Source organism: Caproiciproducens sp. NJN-50, assembly GCF_004103755.1.
Lineage (GTDB): Bacteria > Bacillota > Clostridia > Oscillospirales > Acutalibacteraceae > Caproicibacter.
This window is the reverse complement of the sequence record NZ_CP035283.1, coordinates 3,136,658-3,149,459: the sequence shown is the minus strand read 5'-3', so window position 1 is coordinate 3,149,459 and position 12,802 is coordinate 3,136,658. Positions and strand designations below refer to the sequence as shown.

General features: G+C 59.0%; 15 protein-coding genes. 11 read left to right on the top strand and 4 right to left on the bottom strand.

Annotated elements, in window-relative coordinates; genetic code table 11:
- Positions 1–5: 5 nt before the first annotated feature.
- From trxA to EQM14_RS15360, 7 genes are all read left to right on the top strand, one after another.
- Positions 6–344: a thioredoxin gene (gene trxA / locus EQM14_RS15390; protein WP_326975692.1), complete on the top strand. Its 339-nt coding sequence runs from the start codon at positions 6–8 to the stop codon at positions 342–344.
- Between the two features lie 112 nt (positions 345–456).
- Positions 457–1,548 (top strand): A/G-specific adenine glycosylase, encoded by a 1,092-nt coding sequence (gene mutY, locus EQM14_RS15385; RefSeq protein ID WP_243112556.1) that lies wholly within the window; start codon positions 457–459, stop codon positions 1,546–1,548.
- Positions 1,549–1,596: 48 nt separating this feature from the next.
- Positions 1,597–2,463: a DMT family transporter gene (locus EQM14_RS15380; RefSeq protein WP_128744043.1), complete on the top strand. Its 867-nt coding sequence runs from the start codon at positions 1,597–1,599 to the stop codon at positions 2,461–2,463.
- Between the two features lie 25 nt (positions 2,464–2,488).
- Positions 2,489–3,436: an L-lactate dehydrogenase gene (locus tag EQM14_RS15375; protein WP_128744042.1), complete on the top strand. Its 948-nt coding sequence runs from the start codon at positions 2,489–2,491 to the stop codon at positions 3,434–3,436.
- A gap of 127 nt (positions 3,437–3,563) precedes the next feature.
- Positions 3,564–4,325: a ParA family protein gene (locus EQM14_RS15370; protein ID WP_128744041.1), complete on the top strand. Its 762-nt coding sequence runs from the start codon at positions 3,564–3,566 to the stop codon at positions 4,323–4,325.
- A gap of 6 nt (positions 4,326–4,331) precedes the next feature.
- Entirely contained in the window at positions 4,332–4,805 is a 474-nt protein-coding gene (locus EQM14_RS15365) for a late competence development ComFB family protein (protein ID WP_128744040.1), read from the top strand.
- Between the two features lie 96 nt (positions 4,806–4,901).
- Positions 4,902–5,453 carry a TIGR01440 family protein gene (locus EQM14_RS15360; protein WP_128744039.1) on the top strand — a complete coding sequence of 184 codons (552 nt, stop codon included), beginning with the start codon at positions 4,902–4,904 and terminating at the stop codon, positions 5,451–5,453.
- Positions 5,454–5,512: 59 nt separating this feature from the next.
- On the opposite strand, the gene EQM14_RS15355 is transcribed toward EQM14_RS15360, so the two are convergent.
- From EQM14_RS15355 to EQM14_RS15340, 4 genes are read right to left on the bottom strand one after another with little or no spacing between them, the layout of a single operon-like run.
- Positions 5,513–6,124, bottom strand: coding sequence for a methyltransferase family protein (locus EQM14_RS15355; protein ID WP_128744038.1), 612 nt, complete (start codon positions 6,122–6,124; stop codon positions 5,513–5,515).
- A gap of 28 nt (positions 6,125–6,152) precedes the next feature.
- Positions 6,153–6,923, bottom strand: a complete 771-nt coding sequence (locus EQM14_RS15350; RefSeq protein WP_128744037.1) for a hypothetical protein — start codon at positions 6,921–6,923, stop codon at positions 6,153–6,155.
- Entirely contained in the window at positions 6,920–7,789 is an 870-nt protein-coding gene (locus tag EQM14_RS15345) for an ABC transporter ATP-binding protein (protein WP_128744036.1), read from the bottom strand. The genes EQM14_RS15350 and EQM14_RS15345 overlap by 4 nt, the downstream gene beginning before the upstream one ends.
- Entirely contained in the window at positions 7,779–8,153 is a 375-nt protein-coding gene (locus EQM14_RS15340) for a GntR family transcriptional regulator (protein WP_128744035.1), read from the bottom strand. The genes EQM14_RS15345 and EQM14_RS15340 overlap by 11 nt, the downstream gene beginning before the upstream one ends.
- A gap of 222 nt (positions 8,154–8,375) precedes the next feature.
- Between EQM14_RS15340 and mreC the strand changes: the two genes are divergently transcribed.
- The 4 genes from mreC (at position 8,376) to EQM14_RS15320 (ending at position 12,790) form a co-directional block, all read left to right on the top strand.
- Positions 8,376–9,281 (top strand): rod shape-determining protein MreC, encoded by a 906-nt coding sequence (gene mreC / locus EQM14_RS15335; protein WP_128744034.1) that lies wholly within the window; start codon positions 8,376–8,378, stop codon positions 9,279–9,281.
- Between the two features lies 1 nt (position 9,282).
- On the top strand, positions 9,283–9,804 hold the full coding sequence (gene mreD / locus EQM14_RS15330; RefSeq protein ID WP_128744033.1) for a rod shape-determining protein MreD: 522 nt from the start codon (positions 9,283–9,285) through the stop codon (positions 9,802–9,804).
- A gap of 2 nt (positions 9,805–9,806) precedes the next feature.
- Positions 9,807–11,945 carry a penicillin-binding transpeptidase domain-containing protein gene (locus EQM14_RS15325; protein WP_128744032.1) on the top strand — a complete coding sequence of 713 codons (2,139 nt, stop codon included), beginning with the start codon at positions 9,807–9,809 and terminating at the stop codon, positions 11,943–11,945.
- A gap of 98 nt (positions 11,946–12,043) precedes the next feature.
- The gene (locus EQM14_RS15320) at positions 12,044–12,790 is read left to right on the top strand and encodes a P-loop NTPase (protein WP_128744031.1); all 747 of its coding nucleotides are present in this window, start codon (positions 12,044–12,046) and stop codon (positions 12,788–12,790) included.
- The last annotated feature ends 12 nt before the right edge of the window (positions 12,791–12,802 follow it).

The window sequence follows — 12,802 nt, the reverse complement described above, 5'->3', positions numbered from 1 at the left end:
CTGAAATCAAATGCCAAAAAGGAGAGAGAACAATGGCGGCGATGACCATTACGAAAAAGAATATTCACAAGGTCCTGAATTCAGGCAAACCGGTGTTGATCGATTTCTGGGCCCCCTGGTGCGGACCGTGCCGCATGGCGGCCCCGATCGTCGACGAGGTGGCGAAAGAGACCGCGAAAAAGGTGCGTGTCGGAAAGGTCGATATCGACAGCGAGCCGGAGCTTGCGGAGCAGTTCGGCATCATGAGCATTCCGACGCTGGTCCTGCTGAAAGATAAAAAGGTGGCCGCCCGGTCCGTCGGGCTGCGGAGCAAGAAGGCCATCCTGGAAATGATCGGCACCTGAACCGGGCGGAGCGGTTGTGAAAATAAAATTTCGGGGAGAAGAGCCGGTTTCGGTTTTCCCCGATTTTTTTATGCGGCTTTTCCGGAAGCAATTTTTTGCGGGGCGTGGTATCATGAAGATGGAATCCTGTCCGGCGAAGGGAAAGAAAAAGATGGAACTTTCAAAAATCACGGAGCCGCTGCTCGGATGGTACGGCGAAAACGCAAGAAGCCTGCCTTGGCGGGACAACCCGACGCCTTACCGCGTGTGGGTCTCTGAAATCATGCTCCAGCAGACGCGCGTGGAGGCGGTCAGGCCCTATTTTGAGAGGTTTGTCCGCGAATTGCCCGATCTGCGCGCGCTGGCCGAAGTATCCGAAGACCGGCTCCTGAAGCTCTGGGAGGGACTTGGGTATTACAGCCGGGCGCGGAATCTGCAAAAGGCGGCGCGGGCGGTCCTGGAGCAATACGGCGGAGTCCTTCCAAGCGATCCGAAGGAGCTTCTCAAGCTGCCCGGAATCGGTGAGTACACCGCGGGCGCGATTTCTTCCATCGCCTACGGCAGGCCGGAGCCCGCCGTGGACGGCAACGTGCTGCGGGTGCTTGCGCGCCTGACCGCGGACGGAAGGGATATCCGCGGCGCCGCCGTGAAGCGGGGCGCGGCGGAGAAGCTGCGCGGCGTTTATCCCGCCGGGCGCAGCGGGGATTTCACCCAGGCGCTGATGGAGCTCGGCGCGACGGTCTGCCTGCCGAACGGCGCGCCGCTGTGCGCGGGCTGTCCCCTCTCCGCGCTGTGCGAAGGCCTGAAAACGGGGCAGGCCGCGTCGCTCCCGGTCGTTTCCCCGAAACCCGCGCGCCGGGAGGAGAAAAAAACGGTGTTTCTGATCCTGTGCGGAGGAAAAGCGGCGCTTCGGAAACGCCCGGAGACCGGTCTGCTGGCGGGCATGTGGGAGTTTCCCTGCGTGCCGGGGACGCTTTCGGCCGGGGAGGCGCGCCGGACCCTGGACGAATGGGGCTTTCCGGAGGCGGAAGCGGAGCCCCTGCCCGGGGCGAAACATGTTTTCACCCATGTGGAGTGGCACATGGCGGGATACCTTGCCCACACGAAGGAGCGGGCGGACGGCTTCTTCTGGGCGGGTCCCGAGGACCTGAGCGCCCGGTGCGCCGTACCCTCCGCCTACAAAAATTTCCTGCGCATCTTGAAGTCCCGGGGAGAACTGTGCTAAAATGGACCAGATTGATCGCATTGCTGTTGAAAAAGGGAGAATCGCCGGATGGTGTTGTCAAATGCCCGGAGGCAGTCTGTTTTTCTGATGATGGGGAGCGCGGTGCTCTGGAGCTTCTCAGGAGCGCTGATCAAGCTGCTTCCATGGAATCCGGTTGTGATATCGGCCTCCCGAAGTCTGCTGGCCGCGGGGGTCATTTTTCTTTATATCCGGTACGTCGGAATCCGGATCCGGGTCGACCGCTACTCCATGCTGAGCTGCATCACCATGTGCGGGCTGATGTTCTCCTTTGTCGTGGCGAACAAGCTCACGACGGCCGCGAACGCGATCGTGCTGCAATATTCTGCTCCCGCTTTCATCGTCGTTTTTTCCGCTGTTTTCCTCAAACAGCGGTTTCACCGCGCGGATGTGGTCGCGGTCGCGGGGACCATGTGCGGCATCGCGATGTTTTTCCTCGGCCGCCTGACGTTCGGCGGCTTGCTTGGCAACGGCATCGCGCTGTTTTCCGGCGTGCTGGTGGCGATCAATTATCTTGTGTCCGCCTGGGCGGACATGGATTCGCGCATGAGCGGCATTCTGTTCGCGCATCTCGCCACGGCCGTGGTCGGTCTGCCCGTGGCGTTTTTCTTTCCGCCCGAGCTTTCGGTGAGATGCGTTGCCGGGATTCTGGTCCTTGGGATCGTTCAGCTCGGCGTGCCCTATATTCTTTACGGGCTGGCCCTGAAGAACTGCCCGCCGCTCGCCTGTTCGCTCATCGGCGCGCTGGAGCCGCTTTTGAACCCGGTCTGGGTTTTTCTGTGCTATGGGGAGGCGCCGGGGCCGTATGCGCTGTTCGGCGGGGCCGTGGTGCTGATATCTGTCACCGGGTGGTGCGTGTGGCGCGACCATTTCGTCGCTTCGCATTCCGGTACATAAAATATACTTTCAGGAGGTCGGCAGGATGAAAACAAGGAAAATTGTGGTCATTGGGGCGGGGCACGTGGGGTCGCACTGCGGCTTCAGCCTGATTACGCAGGGAGTCTGCGACGAGCTTGTGTATATCGATACGGACAAAGACAAGGCCGTCGCCCAGGCGATGGACCTTGCGGACGCGACGGTATATCTCCCGCACCACGTCAACGTGCGTGCGGGCGGCTACGACGAGCTTTCGGACGCGGACATTTGCGTCATGGCCGCGGGTCCGCTGCCGGACGGGAAACAGACCAGAATGGATACCCTCGGCGCGACCATCAAAGAGATGAAAACCATCGTCGGCCCGATGAGGGATTCCGGCTTTTCGGGGATGCTCGTCAGCATCTCGAACCCGGCCGACGTGATCGCGCACTATCTGCAGGCGCACACCGGCTTTCCCGCGAAGCGCGTGATCTCGACCAGCACGACGCTGGATTCCGCCCGCCTGCGCAGAGAGCTTTCAGAGCGCACGGGTCTGGACCAGAAGTCCATTCACGCCTATGTGATGGGCGAACACGGGGAGTCCCAGATGGTGCCGTGGTCGAACGCGGCCGTCGCGGGGATCCCGCTTTTCGACCTGATGAAACGGGATCCGGAGACCTATGGAAAACTGGACCTGAACGAAGTGGCGGAGGCGGCCAGAAAAGGCGGCTGGACCGTTCTCCACGGAAAGAAGTCGACGGAATTCGGCATCGGCACGGCGCTTGCGGAAATCGTCAAGACCATCTTTCACGACGAAAAAAAGATCCTTCCGGTTTCCTGCCTGCTGGAGGGACAGTACGGTCAGAAGGACGTCTACGCCAGCATCCCGGCGGTCCTCGGCGCGGGCGGCGTGGAACGGATCGTCGAAATTGATCTGACGCCGGAGGAACGGAAACGTTTCGCAGATTCCTGCGAAACGATGCGCAGGAACTTTGAACTTGCGATGAGCATGTAAATTTTCCCGGATGACAGGCTCCGCCGCTGCGGCGGGGCTTTTCTATTGGGACGCTTGTAATATGGCGGGCGAAACGATATAATAATATTATTCGAAACGTGTCGAATCACGGGAAAGGGGAATCGGAATGGCCAAGGTGATTTCAATTTCCAATCAAAAGGGAGGAGTCGGCAAAACGACGACGACCTGCTCTCTGGCCGCGGGGCTGAAAAAGAGGGGCTACCGTGTTTTGGCGATCGATCTCGACCCGCAGGGGAATCTCGGGTTCAGCGTAGGGGCCGACTCGGAGACCAGCGCCTCGATTTACGACGTGCTGAAAGGCGAGGTCAAAACCCAGTACGCGATCCAGAAAACGGACAGCATGGACATCATTATTTCCAGCATCCTCTTAAGCGGGATCGAGCTGGAATTTACCAATACGGGGCGCGAATTTCTGCTGAAAGAAGCAATCAGGCCGATTCAGCCGTTCTACGATTATATTCTGCTGGACACGCCCCCGGCGCTCGGAATCCTGACCATCAACGCCTTTACCGCGTCGGACCAGATCATCGTGCCGATGCTTTCCGATATTTTCAGCCTTCAGGGCATTGCGCAGCTCTACGAGACCGTGGAACGCGTCAAAAAATACTGCAACCCGAATCTGGCGATCGCGGGGATTCTGCTGACGCGGTACAACCCGCGCACGCGCCTGAGCCGGGAGGTCCGCGGAACGGCGGAACTGATCGCGGAGGACCTGCACATCCGGCTGTTCGACAGCTTTATCCGCAGCAGTGTTTCGGCCAGCGAGGCGCAGTCGCTTCAGCAGAACGTGTTTGAATACGATTCCCACAGCCATATCGCGCAGGACTACGGCAGACTGATCGACGAGCTGCTCGCAAAGGGGGTTTGACGGCTCATGCCGAGGTCGAAAAAAGAGATCGACAAGGAACTGATGTATAAAAAGCTGATGCCGTCCCAGTCGAAGCAGAGGCAGCCCATGGAGGAAACCGAACCGGTCAATGAGGCGGCCGCAGCGCAGGGGACGGATGCCGGCGAAGCTTCCGAACGCGAAACGCCCGTGCGGCACCGCACGCCGGAGCCCCATAAGATCAGCGTTCCCTCGCTGGACAGCCGCCAGACGGAAGTGGTCAACATTATGGAAGGGATCGTTCTGAGCAAGCTGGATTCGGTTCTGTCGAGGTTCCAGTGCTGCCGCTGCGACCGGTGCAAAAAGGATATTGTGGCAATGGCGCTCAACAAGCTGCCGCCGAAGTACATGGTGCTTTCCAGCGGCCAGGTCCCGCCGGATATCGACGCCCAGACCAACGCACAGGTCGTTACGGCGATGATTCAGGCGACCATCCGGGTGCGGGCGAAGCCCAGGCACTGATAACCGTTTTATTTTCCCCCGGGAGCGCATTTCGCGCGGCCTTGGGGTATGATAGTATTGTAACAGTGATTTCGATTGCGAACGGAGGTTTTTGCAATGCGGAACGAAATTGAAGAACAGGCCCGCGGGGCCGTGACGGAATTTCTGGATGCCGTTACGCTGAGGCCGGGCGACATTCTGGTGGTCGGATGCTCCTCCAGTGAGATCTGCGGGAAGAAGATCGGCTCCGGTTCCAGCGAGGAGACGGCGAACGCGGTGTTCGGCGCGATTTATCCCATTTTGAAGGACAGAGGGATCTATCTCGCGGCCCAGTGCTGCGAGCATCTGAACCGCGCGATCGTCCTGGAGAAGGAAGCGGCTGAAAAATACGGTCTGCCCATCGTCAACGCGGTGCCCCAGCCCAAGGCGGGCGGTTCATTCGCCACGGCGGCCTACCGTGCCTTCCAGCATCCGGCGGCGGTGGAGTCCGTTCAGGCGAACGCCGGGATGGACATCGGCGACACGCTGATCGGGATGCACCTGCGCCCGGTCGCGGTGCCGGTGCGGCTGAATGTGAAAAAGATCGGAGAGGCGAATCTGGTCTGCGCGAGGACCAGGCCGAAATATATCGGCGGAGAGCGGGCGCACTACGACCCGGAGCTCGGCTGAAAACAAAATAATAGGCGCCCCGGCACATTTTCCACGTGCCGGGGCGGTTTTTTGTGCGCTTAAATAATTCCCGGAAACAGCCGCCAGGTGTGCTTTTGATAGGTTTCAAATTCCGCGCCGAACTGACCGGAGAGCGCTTTTTCCTCCTTGCGGATGCGGACCCCGTAACAGACGGCGCAGAGGACGAGAACGGCGACCGGGGCAAGCGCGCTGCGCAGGCAGAACGCGATTCCCAGCAGACTGAGGATGCTTCCCGTATACGCCGGGTTCCGGAGGAAGCGGTAAAGCCCGGTTGTAATCAGGCGCTGGCCGTCGGCAATCTGCACGTTCAGCGTAAAGGCACGTTTCAGAGCCCATACGGCGGCGGCCCGCAGGACGGCTCCGCCGACCAGAAGCACCATGCCGAAAAAATAGAATGCATGGGGAAGCAGCAGGCTTTGCATCTCAGCGGGGACGGCGTGGCTGCGAAGCAGAAGGCTCAGGTAGACGCTGCCCGCCCAGCCGAACACGAGCAGCCACATCGAAGGGTCCGGCTTTACCCGCTCGCCGTGCCGCGCCCAGCGGCTTGAGGTGAACAGCCAGACCAGAAATTCGACGGCGCACAGAAAATAAAACGCGATGTTAAACCAGAAATATTCCGAGGCGCTTGAAAAATCAGAAGGATTCCCCATGATGACAGGCTCCTTTCCAAAGGGAATATTATGATTGCCGGATTTCCACGCGTCGGATCAGCAGGAAAGCGGCCCCGGAGAACAGGGCGGCGAGGACGAGATGCGCCGCAAGGTCGGAAACAGGGTTCATCATGCATGCCATCCACCATTGCAGGACGCTCAAAAACGCAGCCGTGATGCGCCCTCCGGTGATATTCTGGTCAACCGCGGGCAGAACAACCAGCAACAGGACGGGAATTCCGGCGGAGAAAACCAGTTTCTGCGCCCGGTTCATCCGGTAATACAGCATGGACAGAAACAGGCCGAACAGCGCGAAGACAAGGTAGGCGCAGAAGCACCAGAGTAAATTTTTCAGGAGCAGGGAAGCGGTCAGCACGGGTGCGGAGGAGAGACGGCCCGTAACGGAAAAGCTCGCCAGACTATGCAGGCCGGTGGCGTACATCGGCCGGTAGTCCATGAACAGGGAGAAAATCACCGTGTTGACGGTGTCGATCAGCGCGGTGCAGGCCGCGGTGATTCCAAGGGAAAGAACCACGCCGGAAAAAACGCGGTGCCGCGAAACGCCGTTGGCCGAATAGAACGGAAAGTATTCCCTGAAACAGTTGAGGCCGACGATAAAAATGGTGATGATTGTCGCCAGCTCAAGCCCGGAGGTATGCAGCTGAACCTGCCCGCCGCTGCGGTAAGTCAGTTCATAAACCACATTCAGGGCTACCGTCGCGTAGACAATCAGGTACATAATCCGGAAAATCCGGTAAACATGCCGGAGTTGAAGCCGGATGATCGGTTTCAGATTCATTCGTGATTCTCCTTCCGCGGAGTTCCCGTCAGTTCGATGAACAGCTTTTGCAGGTCCGTTTTCTCAAAGGTGAGATCTTCCCCCAATGCGGCGGCGTCCGGTTTTCCGCGCAGGTAAACGGTTTTCAGGCCGCCGAACTGCTCGGAGCCGATCACTGTCTTTCCTTCGGCATACCGGCCGGCCGCCTCCGCCGGGCCGCGCACCTGGTACGAGTCCTCCAGTAAGGTTTCCACGTCCTCGTTCAGGATGAGTTTTCCGCGCTTGAGCATGACGGCGCGGTCGATCAGCTTCGCGGCCTCTTCAATCAGGTGGGTCGAAAAAATGACAAGGCGCGGATGCTCCGAGAAGTTCCGGACCAGTTCGCGGTAGAACAGCTCGCGGTTCCCGGCGTCCATCCCCAGGACCGGTTCGTCCAGCAGCAGGGCTGGGGCGCGGGTGGCCAGAGCCGCCGTCAGCTTCAAAATGGTTTTGTATCCGGTGGAAAGCCTGCCGTTTTTTGCGCCGGGGTCCAGCTCGAAACGGTCGGCGAGTTCCATCGCGTAGGAAAGGTCGAAGCCGGAATAAAAATCGGCGGTATAGCGGAAAATATCCTTCACGCACAAACCGTCGGGGAAATAATTTGCCTCCGACATGCAGTAGATTCTGCCGAGCGCGCGGTCGTTTTCCCAGACCGGTTCGCCGTCGGCCAGAATTTCGCCCTCCGTGGGGAACAGCCGGCCCGCAATCAGGTTCAGAAGCGTGCTTTTTCCCGCGCCGTTGCGTCCGAGAAGACCATAGATATGACCGTCTTCCAGCGTAACGGTGACGTGGTCCAACGCCGTTTTGCCCTGAAAGCGTTTGGTCACGCCCTTTAGTTCAATTCGCATCCTTAAAACCTCTCTTTATCAGTTCCGCCGTATCCTCCGGTCCAAGGCCCAGCTTTCCGGCTTCCCGCACCAGCGGGAGGACAAAGGCGCGGAAGAAAGACTGTCTGCGTTTTTCCTGAATCCGCTGTTTCGCGCCGGGAGAAACGAACATGCCGACTCCCCTGCGCTTGTAAGCGACGGATTCTTCCACCAGCAGATTGATGCCCTTCAGCGCGGTGGCGGGATTGATCTTGTAGTTGACCGAGATTTCCGTAGTGGAAGGAATCTGTTCTTCCTCCCTGAAAGCGCCGCTTAAAATGGCGTCCTCCAGCTCTTCGGCAATCTGCTGGAAAATCGGTTTGTCATTTGAAAAATCGGGAGGCACATCGGTCACTCCTCATTAGTTAATTACTCATGTAACTAACTGTATAACAATCGGACAATTTTGTCAATACCCCGTTTTCCGCATTTTTCCGCCGGCCGGCAAACGCGAAACTGTGCCGGAACCTTGTTTCCCGAACCAAAGCATGCTATAATAAAAACTCAATAAAGCTGCGGCGGCGCGAATGCGTCCGCCGAAGAAAACGGACAAGGAGGGCCGTGCCGGATGAAGGACGTTTTCCACTCCAACGGATTTAAAATTTTAATTATCACCGTTTTCGTCCTGTTTGGGCTGATGCTGACCACCGCAGGCTCGGGCGGCTCGTTCCTGACGGACGCGTTCGGCTTCCTTTCCACGCCGATGGAGCGCGTCAGCACGCTGGTCACGAACAACGCGGCGGCGACGGCCCAGTCTGCAACGCAGTCGAAGGAAGAACTGGAAGCGGAAAACGAACGCCTGAAACAGCAGGTGGACGAGCTGAACCGCAAACTGATCAATTATTATACGTACCAGCAGGAAAATGCGCAGCTGCGCAAATTCCTTGAATTAAAAAACGACAACAAGGACTTTAAACCGGTTTCCGCCGCGGTCATCGCCCGCGACCCGTCCAGCCTGTTCTATCAGTTTACCATCGATCAGGGTTCCCTGGCCGGGATCTCCGTATACGATCCCGTCATAACGGAAAGCGGCGTTGCGGGATGGATTTCCTCCGTCAGCGCGAATTACAGCAGGGTGACCACCATTCTTTCGCCGGACACAAAGATCAGCGCAATGGACAAAGTGAACCGGGAAAGCGGTGTGGTCGCAACCGATATCAAGCTCGCCGATCAGGGTGTCGTCAAGCTCGGCTATCTGTCCGCGGACACGAAAGCCAAAGCGGGAGACATCGTTGTGACGAACGGCCTTGGCGGGATCTATCCCCGCGACCTTGTGGTCGGGACCGTGAAAAGCGTGAAGAACGATCCGTACGACGTCTCCCTTTACGCGGAGGTCACGCCTTTTGTCGATGTCAAGACCGTGCGCGACGTGATGGTGATCACGTCGTTCCAGGGCCAGGGCCAGGCGCTGGACGACGATACAAAATCGTCTTCCCCGCCGTCTTCCTCATCTTCCTCTCAAGGGGGAAAATGACATGAGCGGGACGACAAAATTGAAAGTGATCCGCTTTTTTGCGTATTCTTTGGAATTGCTGGTGCTGTTTGTGCTGCAGGAAACTCCCGGGCTGATTCCGCCGATCGAATCGGCGCGTCCGGTGCTGGTGCTCCCGGCGGCGCTTTCCATTGCCCTGTTTGAAAGCGAGACCGCCGCCATGGCGTTCGGGCTCGCGGGCGGGCTTCTGATCGATTTCGGCTTCGGCAGCATGCTGGGGTTTCACGCGCTGCTTCTGGCGGGGGGATGCTATCTGATTTCCCTGATCGCAGCGAATCTGTTCCAGACGAATTTCTTTTCCGCCCTGCTGCTCACGGCCGCCGCGTCGGCCGCGACGTTTCTGCTGCAGTGGGTGTTCTTTTTTGTGATGAGCGGATACGAGCACGCGGGCTATGCGCTTTTGGTCCGCTATTTGCCTCTCTTCTGCTACACGACGGCGTGCATGCCGCTCACATATTATTTCAACCGCGCGCTTGCGCTGCAGATCCGCTCAAAGGAGGAATGACGATGGAAGAAGAGAAAACCGGCGGCCGGGGCCGCCGCCTTTTTGCCGGACTGCTGGTGCTTGCAGCCCTTTTCGTCTATGCGTTGCGGCTGTTTGACTGGCAGATCGTCAACGGGGCCTCCTTTTTGGAAAAGGCGGATAAGTCCAGCCTTTATCAGGTGGAGATGGATACCTCCCGCGGCGAGGTCCTGGATTCCGCCGGAAACGGGCTGGCGGTCAACCGAACCGGTTATGCCATCGTGTTCGACAAGGCCTACCTGACGGAGGAGACGGAGAACCAGACGATCCTGACGCTGATCCGCCTGTTGGATTCCAAGGGAGAAAAATGGGTGGACGAGCTGCCGATCACGGTGAATTCGAAAGGGGAATACGAGTTTGTCTCCGGGGAGGACAAGGAGATCAAGACGCTGAAGTCAAAGGATTTTCTCAATGTGGAGTCCTATGCGACGGCCGCCCAGTGCATGCAGCATCTGACCGACCGGTACGAGTGCGGCGGATATTCCGCGAAGGATACGCGCGACATCGTCTCCGTCCGGTACAATATGACGAAATCCGGCTTTTCCGTTTCGGCGCCCTATACGTTTGCAAGCGACATCAGCAAGGACACGGTGGGGGTCTTAAGTGAAAATTCCATGAAACTGCCGGGTGTCCAGACAAAGCTGACCACGGTGAGGGAATACCCGGACGGCACTTTGCTGCCGCACATTCTGGGCACGATCGGCTCCATTTCCGCCGAAGAGTGGAAGACGCTCAAGGACAAGGGCTACGCCTACAACGACCGCATCGGAAAGAGCGGGATCGAGCAGGCGTTTGAAAGTACCCTGCGCGGCAAGAGCGGCGAGAAGGTCGTTGAACTGACCGGGCAGGGGAACGTCGCCTCCGAAACGGTGACCGCCTCTCCGCAGCCGGGGGAAACCGTTTATCTGACGATCAACAGCAACCTTCAAAAGGTCCTCAACACTTCGCTCGCGCAGAACATCAAGGCGACGCGCGAGTACGGGCGGACGCTGTGCGCTCAGCGTTACCAGGGCTCTTCCAGCGGGCACGGCGAAGACTGCGTGGCCGGCGGCGCGGTGGTGCTGCGCGTCAGCGATTTTGCGGTTCTCGCTGCGTCCACGTTTCCGACTTACGACGAGAACGAATATCTCAGCGATACCAATTACTACAGTCAGCTGCTTCAGGACAAAAACCTTCCGCTCATCAACCGGGCGTTCAACGGAATTTTCACCCCGGGGTCGATCGTCAAGCCCTATGTGGCGCTGACCGCCCTGCAGGAAAAGTCGATCACCACCTCCACCCGGATTCTGGGCAACAGCCTGTACACGCGTTTTTCGGACGTCGGGCTGCCGCTGAGAAGCATCGGCAACTACGGCATGATCACCGCGAACTACGCGATTGAAAAATCCAGCAACTCGTTTTTCTACGAGGTCGGCTACCGCACCGGCATCAGCACGCTGAACCTTTATGCGCCGCGTTTCGGCCTCGGTGCGAAGACGGGGATCGAGCTGAGCGAGAACGCCGGCGTTCTCGCCGGCCCGGCGGAGCGCAGCGCTTCCGGCGGATCGTGGTGGGACGCGGATACCGTCGAGGCGGCGGTGGGCCAGAGCGACAACCAGTTCACCCCGCTGCAGCTCGCGACTTATGTTGCGACGATCGCGAACAACGGGAAGCGTTTAAAATCCCATGTTGTGGATAAAATAACCAATTATGCGAGGGACAAGGTCATCTCCCAGACGAAGCCGCAGGAGGTGGAGAACATCGGCGTCGACCAGAGCTATATCGACTATGTCAAGGCGGCCATGCGCAGCGTGGCGACGGCCGGCACCGCCTCGTCGATCTTTAAGAACTACGGGATTCCGATCGCGGCGAAAACCGGCACGGCGGTTCTGACCCCGCACTCCGACAATGTCACCTTCATCGCGTTCGCCCCCTACGACCATCCCCAGATTGCGGTCGCGGTGGTGCTGGAACACGGCGCGACCGGCAAGTACTGCATGACCGTCGCGAAGGATGTCCTCGACGCCTATTTTTACGGCAAAACCGTGGATGGGAACGGAAATCTGGTCATGCCGTCCGCTTCCGGGCAGGCAGGGCAGAACGCTTCTTCCGGCGCTTCGTCGTCCGCGTCTTCGCAGCGATAGCGGAAAGCGTCGCACTGTAAAATTTGTGAAAACAGACAGCTAAAATGCTTTACTCTTATCATTTGTTGTGGTAATATGGGTAATATGAGGGACTAACTATGGATTCGGTAACAGTCATTACATCGGGAAAAGGCGGGGTCGGCAAGTCGACGGTCACGGCGTCTGTCGGGGCCGCCCTCGCTGCACGGGGAAAGCGCGTACTGCTGATCGACTGCGACGCCGGCCTTGGAAGCCTGGACCATATGCTCGGTGTCCTCGACCACCGTGTGTTCGACATCGCGGATGTCGTTTCCGGCGCGGCGGAACCCGCGAAAGCGGTTTACCCAAGTGCGTTTGAGCCGAATCTTTTCCTGCTTTCCGCTCCGGGGACGGAAGAGGACGTTGTCAGCCCGGAAGTGATGCGGCAGCTCGTCGGGGTCCTTTCCCGGTATTACGACCATATCCTGATCGACAGCCCGGCGGGGATCGGGCAGGGCTTTTTCAGCGCCGCGGCCGCGGCCCGGAGGGCGCTGGTTGTGGCGACGCCTGACCCGGTCAGCCTGAGGGCGGCGGCCCGTGCCCGGCGGAGCCTGGAGGAGGCCGGAGTCCGGCAGCAGAGGCTTGTGGTCAACCGGTTTTCCGGCGTCCGGTTCCGGGCGCAGAAGTGCTACGGGGACCTGGACTCCGTGATCGACGCCGCGGGCGTCAGGCTGATCGCCGTGATTCCGGAGGATCCGCTTCTGGCGGCGGCGACGCTGAAGGCGCAGGCCGCGCCGGAGACTTCGCCCGGAGCGCTCGCGGCGGGGCGTCTGGCCGCCAGGCTGGAGGGCGAACAGGTGCCTCTCCCCTCAGTGAATCGATTTTAATGTTGATTTTTG